The following is a 20,666-nucleotide window of genomic DNA, read 5'->3' as shown; positions in this document are numbered from 1 at the left end:
CGCGCACAGCCGTACGGGCCCTCCCCGGGCAGCACGGTGTACGGCGTCCACCGGCCCAACCGCGAGGCCCGGACGTCTCGGCGCCCGGATCGGTCGAACCGGACGCACCGTCGGCAGGTATTCGGACTCGCGGACATGACAAAACACGCCACAGCACACCGTTGCGGGACAGTTCCGGATTCCCACCGGATTCCCCTGCGTCGACAGCGAGGTCGAGCATACATCTGGTGGGTGGTCGCTGCGTCACCCCCCAGATGTAGTGTCGTGCGTCGGTTCGGTGCTTGTTGTCGGCCTCGTCCGTTCCGGGCGCGCGCCGCATACGGAAGGGCCGCCGCGGCTTCCTTCCGGGAGTCGCGACGGCCCTTCCATGGCCGTACGGGCGGGCGTACCGGCGGTCAGCGCACCGGGTGGCTCCGGGGTCAGCGCACCGGGTCGCCCGAGGTCGCCGCCGGGAGTTCCACCTGGACGCCCGGGTCGCCCGCGTCCGCCGTGTAGTCGGACGGGGCGGTCTCGTCGACGCCCTCGGGGGCCTTGAGCGCCCGCATGACGAAGGTGAGCACCACCGTCACCACCACATTCAGCACGAACGCGGTGAGACCGATGTAGCCGATCTCCCCGAGCCCCGGGATCTCCGCGGAGGAGCCGCCGAAGTGCTTCTGGGTGGGGCTCGCGACGCCGTACGCCGCCGCCGTGCCGTACACCATGCCGACGCCCCAGCCGACGAGCAGCGCCCAGCGGTGGAACCAGCGGGTGAACAGCCCGCCGACCAGGGCCGGGAGCGTCTGGAGGATCCAGATCCCGCCCAGGAGCTGGAAGTTGATCGCCACCGTCTTGTCCATGGTGAGGACGAAGGCCAGCGCCCCCACCTTCACCAGCAGTGAGACGATCTTCGAGACCTTCGTCTCCTGCGCCGGTGTCGCGTCCGGCTTGATGAAGTCCCGGTAGATGTTGCGGGTGAAGAGATTGGCCGCCGCGATCGACATGATCGCGGCCGGCACCAGCGCGCCGATACCGATGGCCGCGAAGGCCACCCCCGCGAACCAGTCGGGGAACATGGTCTCGAAGAGCTGCGGGATCGCGAGCTGTCCGTTCTCGACCTCGATCCCGGCCGCGATCGCCATGAAACCGAGCAGCGCCAGCAGACCCAGCATCAGTGAATACAGCGGCAGGATCGTGGTGTTGCGGCGGATCACATCGCGGCTCCGGCTGGACAGTGTCGCCGTGATGGAGTGCGGATACATGAAGAGCGCGAGCGCGGAACCGAGCGCCAGCGTGGCATAGCCCCACTGCCCGGCCTCGCCCGGCACGAGCGCGCCGCGTGGCTGGCCGGTCACGGGGTTGGGCTCCGCGAAGGCCTCGCCCGCCTTGGCGAAGATGTCGTCGAACCCGCCCAGTTTGATCGGGATGTAGATGATCGCCACGGCGATCACCAGATAGATCAGGGTGTCCTTGACGAAGGCGATCAGCGCGGGCGCGCGCAGCCCGGACGAGTAGGTGTACGCGGCGAGCACACCGAAGGCGAGCAGCAGCGGGAGGTCCTTGATGAACCAGTTGGTGTCCTCGCCTCCGCCGACGCCCATCACATCCAGCACCGCCTGGATACCGACGAGCTGGAGCGCGATGTACGGCATGGTGGCGAGGATGCCGGTGACGGCGACCGCCAGCGAGAGCCCCTTCGAGCCGAAGCGTCCCCGTACGAAGTCCGAGGTGGTCACATACCCGTGCTTGTGCGACACCGACCACAGCCGGGGCAGGAAGGTGAAGATCAGCGGGTAGATGAGGATGGTGTACGGCACGGCGAAGAAGCCGGACGCGCCCGCCGCGTAGATCGCCGCCGGAACGGCCACGAAGGTGTACGCCGTGTAGAGGTCGCCGCCGAGCAGGAACCAGGTGACCCAGGTGCCGAACGACCGGCCGCCCAGGCCCCATTCGTCGAGACTGTGCTCGTTCTCGGCCTTGCGCCAGCGGGTGGCGAGGAAGCCCATGACCGTGACGGCCAGGAAGAAGAAGATGAAGACGGTGAGCGCGACACCGTTCACGCCGTCGGTCATCGCGACGCACCTCCCTCGCGGGAGCTACGGGAGCTACGGGAGCCACGGGAGCCACCGGCGCCGCCGGAACCACCGGCGCCACGTGCACTGCCGGTGCCTCGGGCGCGCTGGTCACGCTGCCAGAGCAGATAGGCGATCATGGTCAGCACCGTCGAGAGCAGTACCCAGGCCATCTGGTACCAGTAGAAGAACGGGATACCGATGAAGGCGGGATCGGTCTTGGCGTAGGAGCTCACCCAGAGCAGGGCCACGAAGGGCGCGAAGAGACAGAGCGCGATCACCACGCGTACGGGAGTGACCGTCGGAGGTCGTGTCGTGGGTGGCTTTTCTTCCTGGACTTCTGACACAGCGGATCCGTCCCCTCACTGATCGCCATTGATGAGCGCGCAGGAAATCTACGGCAATGGCATCAGCGGCGGGTAGGTCCGGATGTGAAGGACTGGGAGGTGAACGCGGAGGAACCGGGCCCGTGGGCCCGGTTCCTGACCGTACGTCCGATCCTTCCGCCCGCCGTCCGCCGCGGTCCGGGGTCAGCGGGCCGGGCGCTTCAGCCGCGCCACGAACTTGTAGCGGTCGCCGCGGTAGACCGAGCGCACCCACTCCACCGGCTCACCCGCGGCGTCCAGCGAGTGCCGCGAGAGCATCAGCATCGGCAGGCCGACATCCGTGCCGAGCAGTCCGGCCTCGCGCGGAGTGGCCAGCGAGGTCTCGATCGTCTCCTCGGCCTCGGCGAGATGGACGTCGTACACCTCGGCCAACGCCGTGTAGAGCGAGGTGTACTTGACGAGCGAGCGGCGCAGGGCGGGGAAGCGCTTGGCCGACAGATGCGTGGTCTCGATGGCCATCGGCTCACCGCTGGCCAGCCGCAGCCGCTCGATCCGCAGGACGCGTCCGCCCGCGGTGATGTCGAGCAGTCCCGCCAGGGTGTCGTCGGCGGTGACATAGCCGATGTCCAGGAGCTGGGACGTCGGTTCCAGGCCCTGGGCCCGCATGTCCTCGGTGTACGAGGTGAGCTGGAGGGCCTGGGAGACCTTGGGCTTGGCGACGAACGTCCCCTTGCCCTGGATCCGTTCGAGCCGGCCCTCGACGACCAGTTCCTGGAGCGCCTGGCGCACGGTGGTGCGCGAGGTGTCGAACTCGGCGGCGAGCGTGCGCTCCGGAGGCACCGGGGTGCCTGGCGGCAGAGTTTCCGTCATATCCAGCAAGTGCCGCTTCAGGCGGTAATACTTAGGCACGCGTGCCGTACGGGTGGGGATTCCGTTGTCGGTCTCCGTGACGTTTCCGCCCCCGTCCGCGGCCATGGCCTGCCTTCCCGACTCCTGCGCTGCTGCCGTCACCGGCTCCTCCGTCTGTCGCGGCTCACATGGTGGCACGGTCCGGCCACGGGTCGTCGCCCTCCCTCAGGTGTCGGTCCGATAACGGACACGACTGCCCTTCTTATACACCCTTGACACCCCTAAAGGTCTAGGCCAAGCTCCCCGTACTGGTCTAAACCATTAAAGACCAGGTCCCAGCCCCAGCAGTACTCGTCGTAAGTCTTCGCGGTCTTCGCGGTGGGCAGGGGTTGCAGGCATCCCTGAGGAGGGTGGCGTGAAGCGCAAGCTCATCGCGACGGTCGGCGTCGCGGGCATGATGGTCGGTATTGCCGCGTGTGGCTCGGACGACAGCACGGCGTCGAAGGATCCCAAGGACCGTAAGGAGACGCTGACCGTCTGGCTCATGTCGGACGCGCAGAGCACCTGGCCGGAGCTGGTCAAGGACGTCAACGACCAGTTCAAGGCGAAGTACCCGAACGTTACGGTCAAGGTCCAGTACCAGCAGTGGGCGGACAAGGCCAAGAAGCTCGACGCGGCGCTCGCCGGCGACAAGTACCCCGATGTCGTCGAGCTGGGCAACACCGAGACGATGACGTACATCCTCAACGGCGCGCTCGGTGAGATCGATCCGGCCAAGTACGAGAACTCGGACACCTGGATCAAGGGTCTGAAGGACACCTGCACCTTCGAGGGCAAGCAGTTCTGTGTCCCCTACTACGCGGGCGCCCGGGTCGCGATCTACAACAAGGACATGTTCAAGGCCGCCACCGGCTCGGACGTGCTGCCCACCACCGAGGCGGACCTGACCAAGGCCCTCGACCAGGTCGGCACCAAGTACGGCAAGGACAAGGCGTTCTCGCCGCTCTACCTGCCGGGCCGCTACTGGTACGCGGCCATGTCGTACGTCGCGGCGTACGGCGGGGAGATAGCCAAGTACGACGAGGGCGCCAAGGAGTGGAAGGCCAGCCTCTCCACCCCCGAGGCCCAGCAGGGCATCCAGCACTTCGTCGACCTGGTGAAGAAGTACAACCACGGCGACAAGACCAAGGACGAGGCGGACCACGCCAACGTCATGGCCAATGAGAAGACCGCGCTCCTCTACGGCAACGGCTGGGAGGCCGGCAGCGTCGTCGACTCGGCGGCGAACGGCAACCCGAAGCTGAAGGACAAGATCGGTACGGCCGGTATGCCCGGCCCCGAGGGCAAGACCCTGCCGTCCTTCATCGGCGGCTCCGACCTCGCCACCATCTCCAAGTCCAAGGTCCTGGACCTCGGTGAGGAGTGGATCGCGGCCTTCACCAGCGCCAAGTCGCAGGAGGTCCTCGCCTCCAAGAACATCCTGCCGAACAACACCAAGCAGCTTGAGCCGCTGAAGGCGAAGCCGGAGACCGCGCCGATCGCCAACGCCGTTCCCGACGCGTGGTTCACCCCGATCGCCCCGGGCTGGACGGCCATCGAGAAGAAGGAAACGCTCGAGGTCATGCTGCTCGACATCATCAAGGGCAAGTCGGTAGCGGAGGCCACGAAGGCGGCCGACGCGGAGATCGACCAGCTGATCAACGAAGAGTCCTGATCCCGGACTCCCTGAGTCCGAACCCTCCGGAACTCCGGACCGGTTGAGACTCCTTTGATCGCCTGGGTCCTGTCCGGCCGGTCTTCGCGGATCAGTCCGCGCGGACCGGCGGACAGTACCCGCGGGGGGTGGCGGGCCCGTGAGGGTCCGCCACCCCCCGCTCTCCGGTACCAGGTCCGAACGGAAGGCAAGCACAGTGAGTGCCGCCGACATGAAAGCAGCCGATCCGCCGGTAACCGTGGCGCGGGTCACCGAAGGCAGCGGCTCTCAGCCGCCCAAGGGCGTGCCGCGCAGACCGCGCAAGGCGGGCGCGCTGCTGCCGTACCTTCTGATAGCACCCGCGTTCGTCGCGATCGCCGCCGTCTTCGCCTGGCCACTGGTCAAGACGGTCATCATGTCCTTCCAGGATGTCGGCCGGCGCGAACTGTGGACCGGGGAGCCCGCTCCCTGGGTGGGCTTCGACCAGTTCACCAATATCCTCGGCGACGGCGAGTTCTGGGCCATCGTCTGGCGGACCGTCATCTTCATGGTGGTCTGTGTGGTGGCCACCATGGTCATCGGCCTCGGTATCGCCATGGTGATGCAGCGCATGGACACCTGGGCGCGGCTGCTCCTCACGGCCGCGCTGGTCGCCGCCTGGTCGATGCCCCTGCTGGTGGCGACCTCCATCTTCCGCTGGTTCGCCGACTCCGACTACGGCGTACTGAACATGGTGCTCACCAAGTACCTCGGAGTGGACGCCCAGGGCCACAACTGGTTCCTCGACCCCGTACAGGGCTTCCTGATCATCGGCGCGGTCGTCGTCTGGGGCGCCATCCCCTTCGTCGCCGTCACGCTCTACGCGGCGCTGACCCAGGTCCCCCGGGAGCTGGAGGAGGCCGCGTCTCTCGACGGAGCGGGTGTGCGGGGTGTGTTCCGCTATGTCACCTGGCCGGTCATCAAGCCGGTCTTCCAGATGGTGGCCACCCTGTCCGTACTGTGGGACTTCAATGTCTTCGGCCAGATCTTCCTGATCCGCGGCAACAAGCCCGAGCCGGAGTACACGGTCCTCGGCATCTACTCGTTCGAGAAGGCATTCGAGTCCAACTCGTTCAGCCAGGGCGCGGCCATCTCTCTCATCACGGTCCTGCTGCTCTCCGGCGTCGCCGTGTACTACCTGCGCCAGTTGCTCAAGATCGGAGAGGTCGAATGAGCGCCTCCGCCCCCCAGGCCACCCGCCCGGCCACCCCCCGGGCCGGCTCTCAGGCCGGTTCGCAGGACCGGCCCCAGGTCCTGCGCCCGGACCGCAAGAAGAACCGTCTCGTTTACAACCTCGTCGGCCTGGTCGTCTTCGTCTTCATGGCCTTCCCGGTCTACTGGCTGATCATCAGCTCGCTGCGGCCCAACCATGAGATCCGCAGCTACGACCAGACCCTCTGGCCCTCGTCGATCACCTTCGACAACTTCCAGCGGGCGGTGAACCAGCCGAACTTCGGTACCGCCATCCAGTCCAGCCTGATCGTCTGCGGTGTCGCGGTCCTCGGCGGCATGCTGCTCGCCACCATCGCCGCCTTCGCCATCGGCCGGTTCCGCTTCCGCGGCCGCAAGTTCTTCATGATCGTGCTGCTGACCGTCCAGCTGCTGCCGCCGACGGCGATGCTGATCCCCATCTACATCCAGCTCAACGACCTGGGCGGGCTGAACGAGTACTGGGGCGTCATCGTCATCTATCTCGTCTCGACGCTGCCCTTCGCGACCTGGATGATCCGCGGCTTCGTCATCAACATCCCGCCGGAGCTGGAGGAGTCCGCGATGGTCGACGGATGCAGCCGGATGGGCGCCTTCTGGCGGGTGACGTTCCCGCTGCTCGCCCCCGGTCTCGCCGCCGCGGCGATCTTCTCCCTGATCACGGCGTGGAACGAGTACCTCCTCGCCTATGTCGTCCTCCAGGACAACGACAAGTACACGCTCAACGTGTGGCTGATGAACTTCACCACCTCGCGCGGCATCGACTACGGGGCTCTGATGGCCTCCTCGACCCTGATCGCCATCCCGGTCGTGGCCTTCTTCCTTCTCGTGCAGAAGTACATGGCGACCGGCCTCACCTCCGGCGCAGTGAAGGGTTGATCGGCCGATGACCACGCTCGTAAGCAGTACGGACACCCTCACCCGCGACGCCCTCGCCGTCCTCCAGCCGGGCTTCCTCGGCACCACCGCCCCGGCGTGGCTGCTGCGGCGCATCGGCGAGGGCCTCACCTCCGTCGGACTCTTCGGCCGCAACATCTCCTCGCCGGAGCAGCTCGCCGCGCTCACCGCGCAGCTCCGGGGCGCCCGGGACGACGTCCTCGTCGCGATCGACGAGGAGGGCGGCGATGTCACCCGGCTGGAGGTCAGGCACGGCTCCTCCTTCCCCGGGAACCACGCCCTCGGCGCCGTCGACGACACGGACCTGACCCGGGCCGTCGCCCGGGAGCTGGGCCGCCGGCTCGCCGAGTGCGGGGTCAACCTCAACTGGGCCCCCTCCGCGGACGTCAACTCCAACCGTGACAATCCGGTGATCGGGGTACGGTCCTTCGGCGCCGATCCGGCGCTGGTGGCCCGGCACACCGCCGCGTATGTCGAGGGCCTCCAGAGCGCCGGGGTCGCCGCCTGCACCAAGCACTTCCCCGGCCATGGCGACACCGCCGTCGACTCGCACCACGCGATGCCCCGGATCGACGTGGATCTGGACACAGTGCACGCCCGTGACCTGCTGCCTTTCCAGGAAGCGATCGCCTCGGGTTCCAAATGCGTCATGAGCGCGCATATCCTGCTTCCCGCGCTCGACCCGAACCGCCCGGCGACCCTCAGCCCGCAGATCCTCACCGGTCTGCTCCGCGAGGAGCTGGGCTTCGAGGGACTGATCGTCACCGACGGCATGGAGATGCAGGCCATCGCCGCGACGTACGGAATCGAGCGCGGCTCCGTCCTCGCGATCGCCGCGGGCGCCGACGCCATCTGTGTCGGCGGCGGCCTGGCGGACGAGGACACCGTACTGCGGCTGCGCGACGCCCTGGTCGCGGCGGTACGGAACGGTGATCTGCCCGAGGAGCGACTGGCCGACGCCGCCGCGCGTGTGCGCGGTCTCGCCGACTGGACGCGTCGGGCCAGGGGGGCTTCGGAGCCGGGCGCGGATTCACAGGAGGGGACCGCGCCCGGCACCCCGATCGGCCTGGTGGCGGCCCGCCGCGCGCTGCGGATGACGGGAACGGCGAAGCCGCTCGACACCGCGCCGTTCGTCGCCGCCTTCACCCCCGTCGCGAACATCGCCGTCGGGGACGAGACCCCGTGGGGTGTCGCGGCGGAGCTGGAGCGGCTGCTTCCCGGTACGGAGACGGTCTCGTACAGCGGCGCCGGTATCGCGGGTACGGACACGGACGCGCTGGTCGCACGGGTGCTCGCGGCGGCGGGTGAGCGTACGGTCGTCGCCGTCGTACGCGATGTCCACCGGCACCTGTGGATGGCCGAGGCCCTGGACGCCCTGCTCGCCGTCCGTCCCGAGACGGTCGTGGTGGAGATGGGCCTGAACGAGGCGGAGCCCAGGGGAGCCCTGCATATCGCGACCTATGGCGCCGCGCGGGTGTGCGGACAGGCCGCGGCGGAGGTCATCGCGGGCCGGGAGGCCTGACGCGGGACCGGGACGCGGGCCGGGAGGAACGAGTCGCCGCCGGTGAGGACGCCCCGGCCGCGACGGAGGTGACGGTGCCGGGCCACCCCTCGCGGGGGCGGCCCGGCACCGTCGTGTCCACCGGCCGGCGCGGGCGGGTCAGATGCCCTGCCAGCCCGGCTTCGCGGCGAAGGTGTCACGGAAGTAGTCGGCGAGCTTGAGCTTGGACGCGGCGGCCTCGTCGACGACCACCGTGGCGTGGGGGTGGAGCTGGAGCGCGGAGGCGGGCACCACCGCGGCGAGCGGGCCCTCGACGGCCTGTGCCACCGCCTCCGCCTTGCCCTCGCCCGTGGCGAGCAGCACCAGATGGCGGGCCTCCAGGATCGTGCCGATGCCCTGGGTGATGACGTGGTGCGGCACCTCGTCGGGGCTGTCGAAGAAGCGCGCGTTGTCCGCTCTCGTCTGGCGGGTGAGCGTCTTGATCCGGGTGCGTGAGGCGAGTGAGGAGCAGGGCTCGTTGAACCCTATGTGCCCGTCCGTGCCGATGCCGAGAAGCTGGAGGTCCACCCCGCCGGCCTCGGCGAGCGCGCGGTCGTACGCCTCGCACGCCGCCTGGACGTCCTCGGCGCCGCCGTCGGGGCCCAGGAAGGCGCTCTCCGGCAGGCCCAGCGGCTCGACCACCTCGCGCAGCACGACCGAGCGGTACGACTCGGGATGGCCGGCGGGCAGCCCCACGTACTCGTCGAGCTGGGCGATCCGGGCGGCCGAGGCGTCCACGGCGCCGGAGCGGACCTTGGCCGTCAGGGCCTGGTAGACGGGCAGGGGGGTCGAACCGGTGGCCACGCCCAGCAGGGCGTCGCGCTTGCGGCGCAGCAGGGCGGCGATGCTCTCCGCGATGAGTTCGCCGCCTGCCGTCGCGTCCTGGACGATGACAACTTCCACGCTGGGCCTGCCGATCTGATGGTGTGTCCGATGTGGTATAGACCAATCTAGCAGAGGCGCCCCGCCGGACGGGGAATCTCCGGAGTCCGGCTGGCGGGGCCCGGGAACCCCGTGGTCGACTGGGCCGGCGGACGTCTTCGAGCAGCGGACGTCTTCGAGCAAGGGGAGAGACCATGCCAGCCGTGTTCCCGGCCGAGGAGGGCGAGCCGCCGGGCCGGATCATGTCCGGCGAGATGGCGGAGCAGCCCGCGGTGCTCCGGCGCGTCCTGCGCGACGGCGCGCCCCGGATCCGCGAGGCGGCGGCGGCGGTCGCGGCGAGGAGCCCGCGCTTCGTGCTGCTCACCGCCCGCGGTACGTCGGACAACGCGGCGCTCTACGCGAAGTATCTGCTGGAGATCCGGCGCGGCCTGCCCTGCGGGCTGACCTCCATGTCCACCACGACGGCGTACGGCGCCGAGCCGGACCTCACCGATGTGCTGGTCGTCACCGTCAGCCAGTCGGGCGGCTCGCCGGATCTGGTGGCCTCCACCCGGGCGGCCCGGGACGCCGGCGCGGTCACCCTCGCGGTCACCAACAGCCCGGACTCGCCCCTGGCCGCCGTGTCCGAGTTCCATGTCGACGTCCTGGCGGGCCCGGAGCGCGCCCTCCCCGCCACCAAGACGTACACGGCCTCACTGCTCGCGCTCTATCTCTTCGTCGAGGGCCTCGGCGGCGGTGACGGCGCGGCGGCCGGTGTCCTGCCGGATCTCGCCGAGCGGATCCTCGCCCGCAGGGACGAGGTACGGACGCTCGCCTCCCGCTACCGCTTCGCCGAACGGATGGTCATCACCTCCCGGGGATACGGCTATCCGACGGCCAAGGAGGCGGCCCTGAAGCTGATGGAGACCAGCTACATCCCCGCGCTCGCGTACTCCGGCGCGGATCTGCTGCACGGCCCGCTGGCGATGGTCGACAACATCTCCCCGGTGATCGCGGTGGTCCCCGACGGCAAGGGCGGCGAGGCCCTGCGGCCGGTGCTGGAACGGCTGCGCGGCCGGGGCGCCGATCTGTTCGTGGTCGGCCCGGCGGCGGAGGTGGAGACGGCGTCGGCGGGCTTCGCGCTCCCCACGGACGGGGTCCCGGAGGAGCTCCAGCCGATCCTGGAGATTCTTCCGCTCCAGCTGCTGGCGTACGAGGTCACCATCGCCAGGGGCCAGGACCCGGACGCCCCCCGGGCTCTCGCGAAGGTCACGGAGACACACTGACGAGGGCGTACGGCGGGAACGGAGACGCGCGGGCGGGAACGGGCGCGCGGGCGGGGAACGGAGACGCGCGGGCGGGAACGGAGACGTACAGACCGGGAACGGGGAGCGCGCCGACCGGCCGCTCACCCGCGGGCCGCGGCGCCGCGACGGGACCCTCAACCCGTCCGGCACCGCAGCCCGGAGTTGCTCGGCCGACGGGTGTGCGGTCCCGTTCGGCCGTGGGAGAGGTTCCGCCGCAGTCAGGGCAGAGAGCGCCGGCACCTCGGTCCACCCTCCTGTGCGGGGAGGGTGGAGGCTCTATAGCGTCATTGTGGACTAGACCATTCTTCGCTGTCCATGCGTACGCCGAGCCTATTTCCCGGCGGCCGTTCGCGACAGACCACGGTGCGTACCGGTTCCCGCCGCGCGGGTACGCTCGCCTGTGTGCCCTCCATGAACGACCTCGTACGACAGCACACGGCCCTCAGTGAGTCCGACCTCGAGTGGCTGCATCTGCTGGTCTCGGAGTGGCAGCTCCTCTCCGATCTCTCCTTCGCGGATCTCGTCCTCTGGGTGCCCACCCGGGACGGCACCCGCTATGTCTCCGTGGCCCAGATGCGCCCCAACACCGGACCCACCTCCTACCAGGACGACATGGTCGGCCATCTCGTCCCCCGGGGCCGCAGACCGCTGCTGGACGCCGCGCTGGACGAGGGGCGCATCGTCAGGGAGGGCGACCCCGAGTGGCGCGAGGAGGTGCCCGTACGGGTCGAGTCCATCCCCGTACGGCGCGAGGGCCGGGTCCTCGGCGTCATCGCGCGCAACACGAATCTGCTCACGGTCCGCACCCCCAGCCGGCTGGAGCTGACCTACCTCCAGTCCGCCTCCGATCTGGCCCAGATGATCGCCGCCGGATCCTTTCCCTTCCCCGGCCAGCAGGTCGACATGGACGCCTCGCCGCGCGTGGGCGACGGACTGATCCGGCTCGACGCCGAGGGGGTCGTCCAGTACGCGAGCCCCAACGCCCTCTCCGCGTACCACCGGCTGGGACTCGCCTCCGATCTGGTCGGCCACCATCTCGGCAGGACCACCGACGAACTGGCTCCGGCCCGTGGCCCGGTGGACGAGGCGATGGTCAAACTCGCCAGCGGCTACGCGCCCCGTGAGACCGAGGTCGAGGGCAGCGGCGGGGTCATCCAGCTCCGCGCGATCCCGCTCAAGCCCAAGGGCATCCGGATCGGCTCGCTGGTGCTGCTCCGGGACGTCACGGAACTCCGGCGCCGCGAGCGTGAGTTGATCACCAAGGACGCCACCATCCGGGAGATCCACCACCGGGTGAAGAACAACCTCCAGACCGTCGCCGCGCTGCTCCGACTCCAGGCCCGGCGAATGGATTCGCCCCAGGGCCGCGAGGCCCTCGACGAGGCCGTACGGCGCGTCGGTTCGATCGCGATCGTGCATGAGACGCTGTCCCAGAATCTGGACGAGCGGGTGGAGTTCGACGAGATCGCCGACCGGGTGCTGGCGATGGTCGCCGAGATCTCGCCGGGCACGATCGCCTGCCGGCGCACCGGCCGGTTCGGCATTCTCGACGCCGAGGTGGCCACCCCCCTTTCGATGGTGCTCACCGAGATTCTCCAGAACGCCCTTGAACACGCCTTCGAGCCGGGGGAGCAGGGCCGGGTCGATGTCTCGGTGGTCCGCAGCGGTACCCGAGGCGGGGAACCGGCCAAGAAACGGGGGGACGGCCCCCGTTCGGACGCCCGGCTGGTGATCACCGTCCAGGACGACGGACGCGGTCTGCCCGAGGGATTCGATCCGCGCCGGGGCGGCAATCTGGGGCTCCAGATCGTACGGACGCTGGTGGAGGGGGAGTTGGGCGGCGGCTTCGACATGGTGCCGGCGCCGGTGCGCGGTACGCGCGTGGTACTGGACATTCCGGTGGAGCCGCAGAAGTAGCCGTACGGGAAGCAGCCGTACGAGATGTAGCCGTACGGATGGTGTGCGCGGCGCCGTATTGACGCGAACGGCGGCGTATCGACGCATACGGCGGTGAGTTGACGCGAACAGCAGCGAGCCCCGGACCGTGGTGACGGTCCGGGGCTCGGCTCGAAGCTCACTGTCCGATGCGCATCGGGGGGTACTGCGCGCTGCGGTTCGGGGGCGGGGCTATGCGTACTCGCTGTACGCTCCGCCGGGCTCAGGCTCGTGCAGGGTGCTTCAGGCGGTCGCGTTACGCGCCCGGTTGCGAGCGGCGCGGCGCTTCATAGCGCGGCGCTCGTCCTCGCTGAGGCCACCCCAGACACCCGAGTCCTGGCCGGACTCGAGCGCCCACTGCAGGCACTGCTCCATGACGGGGCAGCGACGGCAGACGGCCTTGGCTTCCTCGATCTGCAGCAGCGCAGGACCGGTGTTGCCGATGGGGAAGAACAGCTCGGGGTCTTCCTCGCGGCAAACGGCGTTGTGACGCCAGTCCATGGCTGCTACCTCTCTTGGTATTACGTGCAGATTGCTTGTGAATGTGAACGCTTTCACGAATCCCTCGACAAGGGAAGGGCCGACCGCCAGACGGACTGGTGTGGTCCTTGGAATGAGGAGGGGTTCTGGTTCTCAGGGAGGCCGATGTTGCGGGCCGTCCCGATCGCCAAGTAGAGATTCGCAAACCTCGGCGGCGGATACAACCCCTTCTGGAAAGTTTTTTTTGATTCCTCGGTGTCGACTAGGTCACAGCCGTACTTCCATGGGGTGGATCCCAGGCTAAACGTTCGAGTGAAAGGAGTTTAGGCCCTTCCACTCACACAATCACACGCAGTGCACGGCGTACGCCTGTGAACGTCACGCTCGTACGGAGCCCAAGGTGGTCTCCGTCCATCTGCAGGGGGAGGGGTGCCTTGGAATGCAAGGTGAAGTCGGTCAGATCATGAAGAGACACCGCGTGCCGTCCATGAGGCCCCCGGTCGGGGCTCGATGTGAGCAATTGCGTGGCATATCTCGCCACCGCCGTTGTCGACAATCTGGTCAGCCCGAGGATGTCCAGGGCCGCGTCGAAGGACGCCTCGGGAGAGGCGTACAGCGGGCGATTGCCCAGGTAGGTCCAGGGCGCGGTGTTGCAGACTATGGACAGCACGAGATCCTCGACCGGGTCCGCGCCGGGGCGTTCCAGGGTGATGAGCCCCTGTCTGCGATGCGGCTCCTCCAGGAACTGCCGTACGACCTGGCGCACATAGAGGGCGTGTGTCGAACGCTTTCCGCGTTCCCGCTGCTGTTCGACCCGGCCGATGACCCCGGCGTCGAAACCGAATCCGGCGCAGAAGGTGAACCAGCGGGACGGCACCGCCTCGTCCTCCGTCCCCGGTGTGCCGGCCGCCAGTCCCAGACCGACTGTACGTTCGCTACGGAGGGCCAGCGCGTCCAGGATCGCGCCCGTCGCCTCCACCGCGTCATTGGGCAGCCCGAGCGCGCGGGCGAAGACATTGGTCGAGCCGCCGGGGACCACCGCGAGCCGCGGCAGCCGGTCCGGATCGGGACCGTTGTGAAGCAGACCGTTCACGACCTCGTTGACCGTGCCGTCCCCGCCGAGGGCGACGACCAGCTCCACATCGTCCGAGTCCGCGGCGCGTCTGCCCAGGTCACGGGCGTGTCCACGGTATTCCGTGGTCACCACTTCCAGCTTCATCTCGCTGGCGAGCGCGTGCATGAGGACATCGCGGGTGCGTGCACTGGTGGTGGTTGCTGCCGGATTGACCACAAGGAGTGCGCGCATGCCCAGCAGATTACCGGCCGGGCGCGGGAGGGTCGCCTCCGGGACGCCGGGGCCTGCCGGGGCCGGGCAGGGGCGGCCGGGGTGCCCGTACGGGCCTGCCGGAGGGCGCCCGTACGGGCTGTGGTTACCCTGCAAGGGTGAGCAGCAGTGAAGAGACCACCGCCCCCGCGCCGTCCCCGCGCCCCGCGCGACTGACCGCGGCGGCCGCCGTCTGCGGGCTCGAAGCCCTCGCACTGGTCGTCGGCGGTGTGTATCTGCTGGTGATGGGTGTGCTCGGACGGCCCGACAGTCCCCAGCAGGCGGAGATGGGCGGTATCACCCTGATCGTGCTCGGTGCCATTCCGCTGCTCGCCGCCCGGGGAATGCTGCTGCGCCGGGGCTGGAGCCGGGGCCCGGCGCTGATCACCCAGATCATGGCGCTGCCCGTCGCCTGGACGCTGCTGCGTGCCTCGGGCGGACTGATCCCGGCCGGGATCGCGCTCGCGGTGGTCGCCGTGACGGGCCTGGTCCTGATCGTCAACCCGACGACCACGGAAGCGCTCGGTATCCGTGGCCCGGCCCGCGACGCCTGAACAGCGCGTCCCGCGCGCCGGGGCCCGTACCGTCCTCCCGGTAACCCCGTAACGCCCTCTGCTCCCTTACCGGCGGCCGCTCACTCCTGGCGGTGGCTCACTCCTCCACCAGCAGCCGCTCGCGAAGCTGTGCCAGGGTGCGGGCCAGCAGCCGTGAGACATGCATCTGGGAGATGCCGACCTCCTGCGCGATCTGCGACTGGGTCATATTGCCGAAGAATCGGAGCAGCAGAATCCGCTTCTCCCTCGGGGGCAGATCCTCCAGCAGCGGCTTGAGCGACTCGCGGTACTCGACACCCTCCAGCGCCTCGTCCTCCGCGCCCAGTGTGTCCGCCACCGCGGGGGACTCGTCGTCCGTGTCCGGGACGTCCAACGACAGTGTGGAGTACGCGTTGGCGGACTCCAGCCCCTCCAGGACCTCTTCCTCCGAGATACCGAGCCGCTCAGCCAGCTCATGGACCGTGGGCGAACGGCCGTGCTGCTGGGAGAGTTCGGCCGTGGCCGTCGTCAGGGAGAGCCGCAGCTCCTGGAGCCGGCGCGGCACCCGCACCGCCCAGCCCTTGTCCCGGAAGTGCCGCTTGATCTCCCCGACCACCGTCGGTGTCGCGTATGTCGAGAACTCGACACCGCGCTCCGGATCGAACCGGTCCACCGACTTGATCAGGCCGATGGTCGCGACCTGTGTCAGATCGTCCAGCGGCTCGCCGCGGTTGCGGAACCGTCTCGCCAGATGCTCGACCAGCGGCAGATGCATCCGCACGAGCTGGTTTCTGAGGTCGGCCCGCTCGGGCGAGCCGTCGGGCAGCTCGCGCAGCTCGACGAACATCGCCCGCGCACCGCTGCGGTCATGTGGATCGTGGTGCTTCTCGTTGTGCTGCTCGCTCATAAAGGCCGCCCGCTCTGCCTGCGCCTGCTCCGCCGCGGCCGTGTGGCCGTCAAGTCCGTCCTCCGGGTGGGGACGGGCCTGCTGCTCCGGGATGCCCGCGGGGGCGAGCACCAGCTCCTCGGAAGCTTCGTGCCCTCCCCGCGGTTCCCGTGGGATGCGCCCCTCGTCACGCACCGGACCGTCCCCGTTCCTCACGCCGGCCCGGGTCCCGCGCCGCGCTGTTTGTAGAGGCTGATGGTGACCGTACGGTCCTCCGCCACCGTCGAGTCGACCTTGCCGGCCAGCGCCGAGAGCACCGTCCAGGCGAAGGTGTCGCGTTCCGGCGCGCGTCCGTCCGTGGTGGGGGCCGAGACGGTCACTTCGAGCGCGTCCTCCACAAGACGGAAGACGCAGCTCAGAACGGAGCCCGGTACGGCCTGCTGAAGCAGGATCGCGCAGGCCTCGTCCACCGCGATACGCAGGTCCTCGATCTCGTCGAGGGTGAAGTCCAAGCGCGCCGCGAGGCCGGCCGTGGCCGTACGCAGCACGGACAGGTAGGCACCCGCAGCGGGCAGCCGGACTTCCACGAAGTCCTGGGTCCCGGGCTCGCCTGCGATCTGGGACACCCTCACCTCCAAGGTGGCACAAGCTCTTCAGGGCTCCGGAACGGGGGATGTCCCGAAGCCTCGCGGTACGTAGTCGGTACGTAGCCGGTCTGGACTGGCGACGCTATCGCGATTCCGTGGTGCCGTGTCGCCGGGGACCCCCGTCCGGCGACTGTCACTCATGGTAAGCACATGAACACAGAAAGTGGCTAGAGGTCTGCGATGCTCAATTGCGAGCAACCGGGGGAGGGTTGACGTACCCAGCCGTCGGACGATCGAACCGTAGGCTCAGACGATCGCGCCGTCGGCATAGCACCAGCGCCAGCTCTCGCCGGGTTCGAAGCTCCGCATCACCGTGTGACCCGTCTCCTTGAAGTGTGCTGTGGCGTGCTGATAGGGGGAGGAGTCACAGCAGCCGACCTGTCCGCAGACGAGGCAGAGTCGCAGCTGAACGGGGTGGCTGCCGACCGCGACGCACTCCGCGCAGGTCTCACCCCGCGGGGCGGGCTCGGGACGCGGAAGTTCCGCAACATGGGGGCACTCACTCATGATGACCAGGTTACGACGCGTGTGAGGACGGTGGGATGGACGTATTGCCCCTGGTGGCACTGGTGGCGGGCAGCGCGGCGATCGCCGGTGCCGCGCGCAGGACACCCGTGGCGGCACCGCTGCTGCTGGTGGCGGCGGGGCTGATCGCCTCGTACGTGCCCGGTGTGCCCACCTACACACTCGATCCGCACATCGTGCTGCCACTGCTGCTGCCGCCCCTGCTGTACACGGCCGCGGTGGACAGTTCGTATCTCGATCTGCGGGCGAACATCAGACCCGTCGCCCTGCTCTCGGTCGGCTATGTCCTCTTCGCCACGGTCGCGGTGGGCTGGCTCGCCTATCTGCTGGTGCCCGATCTGCCGTTGACCGCGGCCCTGGTGCTGGGCGCGGTGATCGCGCCGCCGGACGCCGTGGCGGCCACGGCCATCGCCCGCAGACTGCGGCTGCCGAGCCGGATCACCACCATCCTCCAGGGTGAGTCGCTGGTGAACGACGCCACCGCGATCACCGCGTTCAAGGTGGCGCTGGTCGCGGCGACCGGCGCGGGCGCGACCTGGGCGGGCGGGCTGCGGGAGTTCGCGCTGGCGTCGCTCGGCGGGATCGGTGTCGGACTGCTGCTGATGGTGCCGCTGCACTGGCTGCGTACGCATCTCAGGGAGGCGCTCCTCCAGAACACCCTCTCGCTGCTGATCCCCTTCGTCGCCTACGCGCTGGCCGAACAGGTGGGCGCGTCGGGCGTGCTCGCCGTCGTGGTGGTCGCGCTCTATCTGGGACACCGATCCTGGCAGGTGGACTTCGCGACCAGGCTCCAGGAGCACGCGGTGTGGAAGATGGTCGCGTTCGTCCTGGAGTCGGCGGTCTTCGCCCTGATCGGGCTTCAGCTGCCGTTCGTACTGGAGGGGCTCGGGACGTACGGGGTCGGGGAGTCGCTCCTCTACGCGGCCGGGGTCTTCGTGGCGGTGGTGGTGGTCCGGTTCATCTGGGTCTATCCGGCGACCTTCCTGCCACGCGCGATGTTCCGGCGGATCAAGGAGCGCGAGCCGGAGACCAACTGGACCGCGCCGCTGATCGTCGGCTGGGCGGGTATGCGCGGAGTGGTGTCGCTGGCGATCGCGTTCTCCATCCCGCTGACACTGGACGACCACCAGCCCTTCCCCGGGCGCAATCTGGTGTTGTTCCTGACCTTCACGACGGTGATCGGCACCCTGGTCGTGCAGGGACTCACCCTGCCGGTGCTGATCCGGGTGCTGAGACTGCCGGGCCGTGACCGCCAGGCCGAGACCCTGGCCGAGGCGCAGGCGCAGAGCGAGGCGTCAGCGGCGGCGGAGCGACGGCTCGACGAACTGCTGGCCGACGAGCGCAACGCGCTGCCCGAGCCGCTGGCGGAGCGGCTGCGCGCGGTCCTGGCCCGCCGCCGCAACGCGGTGTGGGAACGGCTCGGGGCGGTCAACGCGGTGACGGGGGAGTCGGCGGACGAGACCTACCGGCGGTTGTCGGGAGAGATGATCGAGGCGGAGCGGGCGGTCTTCGTGGAGTTGCGGGACCGGCGCCGTATCGACGACGAGATGATGCGGACGCTGCTGCGCAGACTGGACCTGGAGGAGGCGGCGGCGTACCGGGAGGACGGCGCGGACGGCACCTGACCCGGGCGTGCCGTGGCGTACACCGGGCGGTACGGGCATGGCGCCGTACCGCCCGGTGCACGCCAGGCGGTGCGCACCCGCGCGGACCTTCGCCGACGTGCGGGGTCCGCGCCGGATTCGCGCCGATCCGCGCCGGATCCGCGCATGCCGCGTGCGTACGGGGTGTGCTCTACTTGACCGGAGAAGTCTCCGGATCGCTCGGATCGTACCGGAGAGGTCTCCGGAAGGCGGGCGGACCCGCGCGGTCCCCGACGAGAGGGCTGGGAGACGGCATGGCCGAGCAGCGGAACGAGCCCCTGCGGGCGGACGCGCGGCAGAACCGCGCCCGTATCGTCGAGGTCGCGCGGGACGCGTTCGCGGCCTCCAGTGACGCGTCACTGAACTCCATCGCCAAGCAGGCCGGTGTCGGCCCGGGGACGCTCTACCGGCATTTCCCCACCCGCGAGACGCTGATCATGGCGGTCTACCGGCATGAGGTGGAGCGGCTCGGGGCCTACGCACCCGAACTGCTCGCGGAGCACGCACCGTTGGAGTCCCTGCGGCTGTGGCTCGACCGGCTGGCGCACTACGGCCGGGTCAAGCACGGCCTGTCGGACGTCCTGCACGCCCTCACCGACGAGGCCCTGGCCGGCGAGGCCTACGACCTGGTCATCGGGGCCCTCACCTCGCTGCTGCGCGCCTGCGAGGACGACGGCGCCATCCGGCCCGGCAGCGACCCGGACGATGTGCTGCTGGTGCTGGGCTTCCTGTGGCGGGTCGCCCCCGGCGAGGAGGGCGAGGCGCGCGCCGCGCGGCTGCTCGACCTGGTCATCGACGGCCTCCGCTACGGCATGCCGGCGACCGCTTCCGAGGTCTAGGGCCTGTCTGACGAATGGCGCTCAGGTGTTCCAGCCCTTCGGCGGCGCGTGCGGCTCCTGCGGTTCCTGCGGCTCGTGCGGTTCCGGGCCGCCTGTGATGACGGCGGCCACCGTCGTGCCGGGTGCGAAGAGCCCCTCCTCCGCCAGGGCCGTGAGCCCGTACAGCATTTTGGCGACATAGAGACGTTCCACCGCGAGCCCGTGCCGGTCCTCGAAGTCCTCGGCGAACGCGTCGAGCTCCGGGGGGACACGGGCGAAACCGCCGAAGTGGAAGCGGTCGTCCAGCCCCCACTCCCCGGCGGGGCCGCCGAACGCGGCGCGCTGGAGGTCCCGTATCTCCCGGCCCAGGAAGCCGCCCCTGAGGACCGGGAACCCCAGCGCCCGCTGTCCGGCACCGAGCCCGGCGGCAAGCCCCGCCAGCGTTCCGCCCGTCCCGCAGGCGACGGCGACGGTCCCCGCCGCACCGCGCAGCTCCCGGCCGAGTTCCACGCAGCCCCGTACGGCGAGCTCGTTGCTGCCGCCCTCGGGCACCACATGCACGGCGCCGGGATCGAGCCCCTCCCGTGCGAGAAGGGCGCTGACGACTGAGGGTTCGGCCTTGCGGCGGTAGGTCGCGCGGTCCATGAAACACAGCCGCATCCCGTCGGCCGCGCACCGGGCGAGCGACGGGTTCAGCGGCCGGCCGGCCAGTTCCTCGCCCCGTACGACCCCCACCGTGTCGAAGCCCAGCAGCCGCCCGGCGGCCGCCGTCGCGCGCAGATGGTTGGAGTACGCGCCGCCGAAGGTGACGAGGGTCCGCCGGCCGTCCTCGGCGGCCGTCCGCAGATTCGGCATCAGCTTGCGCCACTTGTTGCCCACCAGCTCGGGGTGGATCAGATCGTCGCGCTTGAGGAGCAGCCGTACGCCGTGCCGGGCGAAGCGCTCGTCCTCGGCCGGCCGCAGCGGCGACGGAAGCCGTGGCCGCAGGGCCCCGGGGTCGAGCGCTTCGTAGGAGGTCACCCCGCCATTGTCCGACCCACGGCCGGATCGGGCCGCACATGAGGTGCGGGTCTCGTGCGGGACACGGCGCTCATGCGGGACCG

The 20,666-nt window shown here is 69.5% G+C and carries 18 protein-coding genes, 1 pseudogene and 1 riboswitch; of the genes and pseudogenes, 9 read left to right on the top strand and 10 right to left on the bottom strand.

The annotated features are described in order from the left end of the window. Positions 1–94: 94 nt before the first annotated feature. Positions 95–237, bottom strand: a riboswitch (cobalamin riboswitch). A gap of 182 nt (positions 238–419) precedes the next feature. The 3 genes and pseudogenes from mctP to OG214_RS13180 form a co-directional block, all read right to left on the bottom strand. Continuing rightward, on the bottom strand, positions 420–2,051 hold the full coding sequence (gene mctP, locus OG214_RS13190; RefSeq protein WP_363079667.1) for a monocarboxylate uptake permease MctP: 1,632 nt from the start codon (positions 2,049–2,051) through the stop codon (positions 420–422). A gap of 80 nt (positions 2,052–2,131) precedes the next feature. Beyond that, positions 2,132–2,398 (bottom strand): annotated as a pseudogene (locus tag OG214_RS13185) (DUF3311 domain-containing protein); the annotation flags it as partial. A gap of 183 nt (positions 2,399–2,581) precedes the next feature. Then, positions 2,582–3,352, bottom strand: coding sequence for a GntR family transcriptional regulator (locus tag OG214_RS13180; protein ID WP_363079691.1), 771 nt, complete (start codon positions 3,350–3,352; stop codon positions 2,582–2,584). A gap of 289 nt (positions 3,353–3,641) precedes the next feature. Here OG214_RS13180 and OG214_RS13175 point away from each other — a divergent pair, with 289 nt between their 5' ends. From OG214_RS13175 to OG214_RS13160, 4 genes are all read left to right on the top strand, one after another. Further along, positions 3,642–4,940, top strand: coding sequence for a sugar ABC transporter substrate-binding protein (locus OG214_RS13175; protein WP_405984847.1), 1,299 nt, complete (start codon positions 3,642–3,644; stop codon positions 4,938–4,940). Between the two features lie 196 nt (positions 4,941–5,136). Further along, positions 5,137–6,132 (top strand): sugar ABC transporter permease, encoded by a 996-nt coding sequence (locus OG214_RS13170; RefSeq protein ID WP_363079664.1) that lies wholly within the window; start codon positions 5,137–5,139, stop codon positions 6,130–6,132. After that, positions 6,129–7,046: a carbohydrate ABC transporter permease gene (locus OG214_RS13165; protein WP_363079663.1), complete on the top strand. Its 918-nt coding sequence runs from the start codon at positions 6,129–6,131 to the stop codon at positions 7,044–7,046. Before OG214_RS13170 ends, OG214_RS13165 begins: the two co-directional genes overlap by 4 nt. A gap of 7 nt (positions 7,047–7,053) precedes the next feature. Beyond that, on the top strand, positions 7,054–8,586 hold the full coding sequence (locus OG214_RS13160; protein WP_363079662.1) for a glycoside hydrolase family 3 protein: 1,533 nt from the start codon (positions 7,054–7,056) through the stop codon (positions 8,584–8,586). Between the two features lie 138 nt (positions 8,587–8,724). Here the strand turns inward: OG214_RS13160 and nagB are convergent, their stop codons facing one another. After that, positions 8,725–9,507, bottom strand: coding sequence for a glucosamine-6-phosphate deaminase (nagB, locus tag OG214_RS13155; RefSeq protein WP_363079661.1), 783 nt, complete (start codon positions 9,505–9,507; stop codon positions 8,725–8,727). 173 nt (positions 9,508–9,680) lie between these two features. Here nagB and OG214_RS13150 point away from each other — a divergent pair, with 173 nt between their 5' ends. Beyond that, on the top strand, positions 9,681–10,751 hold the full coding sequence (locus tag OG214_RS13150) for an SIS domain-containing protein (RefSeq protein WP_363079660.1): 1,071 nt from the start codon (positions 9,681–9,683) through the stop codon (positions 10,749–10,751). A 432-nt stretch (positions 10,752–11,183) separates the two neighbouring features. Continuing rightward, a complete protein-coding gene (locus OG214_RS13145) occupies positions 11,184–12,689 on the top strand; it encodes a PAS domain-containing sensor histidine kinase (RefSeq protein WP_363079690.1) in 1,506 nt (501 codons plus the stop codon). Between the two features lie 261 nt (positions 12,690–12,950). Here OG214_RS13145 and OG214_RS13140 read toward each other — a convergent pair whose 3' ends face one another. Together OG214_RS13140 and OG214_RS13135 are read right to left on the bottom strand one after the other, a co-directional pair. Further along, positions 12,951–13,208 carry a WhiB family transcriptional regulator gene (locus tag OG214_RS13140; RefSeq protein WP_004937597.1) on the bottom strand — a complete coding sequence of 86 codons (258 nt, stop codon included), beginning with the start codon at positions 13,206–13,208 and terminating at the stop codon, positions 12,951–12,953. Between the two features lie 316 nt (positions 13,209–13,524). Beyond that, entirely contained in the window at positions 13,525–14,493 is a 969-nt protein-coding gene (locus OG214_RS13135) for a diacylglycerol kinase family protein (protein ID WP_363079659.1), read from the bottom strand. A 137-nt stretch (positions 14,494–14,630) separates the two neighbouring features. Between OG214_RS13135 and OG214_RS13130 the strand changes: the two genes are divergently transcribed. Then, positions 14,631–15,065 carry a hypothetical protein gene (locus OG214_RS13130; protein ID WP_363079658.1) on the top strand — a complete coding sequence of 145 codons (435 nt, stop codon included), beginning with the start codon at positions 14,631–14,633 and terminating at the stop codon, positions 15,063–15,065. A gap of 97 nt (positions 15,066–15,162) precedes the next feature. Here the strand turns inward: OG214_RS13130 and OG214_RS13125 are convergent, their stop codons facing one another. From OG214_RS13125 to OG214_RS13115, 3 genes are all read right to left on the bottom strand, one after another. Beyond that, positions 15,163–16,107: an RNA polymerase sigma factor SigF gene (locus OG214_RS13125; protein ID WP_363079689.1), complete on the bottom strand. Its 945-nt coding sequence runs from the start codon at positions 16,105–16,107 to the stop codon at positions 15,163–15,165. Between the two features lie 35 nt (positions 16,108–16,142). After that, entirely contained in the window at positions 16,143–16,556 is a 414-nt protein-coding gene (locus OG214_RS13120) for an anti-sigma regulatory factor (RefSeq protein ID WP_066950067.1), read from the bottom strand. Positions 16,557–16,823: 267 nt separating this feature from the next. Next, positions 16,824–17,084 carry a UBP-type zinc finger domain-containing protein gene (locus OG214_RS13115; protein ID WP_363079657.1) on the bottom strand — a complete coding sequence of 87 codons (261 nt, stop codon included), beginning with the start codon at positions 17,082–17,084 and terminating at the stop codon, positions 16,824–16,826. 35 nt (positions 17,085–17,119) lie between these two features. Here OG214_RS13115 and OG214_RS13110 point away from each other — a divergent pair, with 35 nt between their 5' ends. Together OG214_RS13110 and OG214_RS13105 are read left to right on the top strand one after the other, a co-directional pair. After that, on the top strand, positions 17,120–18,727 hold the full coding sequence (locus OG214_RS13110; protein ID WP_363079656.1) for a Na+/H+ antiporter: 1,608 nt from the start codon (positions 17,120–17,122) through the stop codon (positions 18,725–18,727). 272 nt (positions 18,728–18,999) lie between these two features. Then, a complete protein-coding gene (locus OG214_RS13105; RefSeq protein WP_363079655.1) occupies positions 19,000–19,584 on the top strand; it encodes a TetR/AcrR family transcriptional regulator in 585 nt (194 codons plus the stop codon). A gap of 21 nt (positions 19,585–19,605) precedes the next feature. On the opposite strand, the gene OG214_RS13100 is transcribed toward OG214_RS13105, so the two are convergent. Further along, positions 19,606–20,583, bottom strand: a complete 978-nt coding sequence (locus OG214_RS13100; RefSeq protein ID WP_405984846.1) for a 1-aminocyclopropane-1-carboxylate deaminase/D-cysteine desulfhydrase — start codon at positions 20,581–20,583, stop codon at positions 19,606–19,608. Between the last annotated feature and the right edge of the window lie 83 nt (positions 20,584–20,666).

The sequence above is a fragment of the Streptomyces sp. NBC_00872 genome (assembly GCF_045161915.1).
GTDB lineage: Bacteria > Actinomycetota > Actinomycetes > Streptomycetales > Streptomycetaceae > Streptomyces.
This window is presented reverse-complemented; position numbering and strand designations above follow the sequence as displayed.